1 protein-coding gene is annotated in these 238 nt (G+C 56.3%); it reads right to left on the bottom strand.

The window, feature by feature from the left end:
- Positions 1 to 51 precede the first annotated feature (51 nt).
- Positions 52 to 238, bottom strand: a 187-nt coding sequence (locus tag ACVA58_RS28645; protein ID WP_446513616.1) for a hypothetical protein, incomplete at its 5' end; no start/stop codon positions are given.

The following is a 238-nucleotide window of genomic DNA, read 5'->3' as shown; positions in this document are numbered from 1 at the left end:
CTGTCGGCCGACAGCGGACATGTGGGCCCTGCCGGCGCAGAGATGAGGGAATCAAGCCGAACAGTACGCGAGGCACTCGCTGCGGAATGGCACGCGTGTCATATAGTCGTCGTCCCAAAACACATCACACAGCCCAATCCAGCTGACTTCAATAAGTCCTGCGTGCAAACATCCAAAACTCAACGTTGCATCGTAGACGTCGTGATGGCCGAAGACGTAAAGCAACCCAAGCTCCGGA

The organism is Photobacterium sp. DNB22_13_2, from assembly GCF_052873915.1.
The sequence above is the reverse complement of the archived record's forward strand: the minus strand, read 5'-3'. Positions and strand labels throughout refer to the sequence as shown.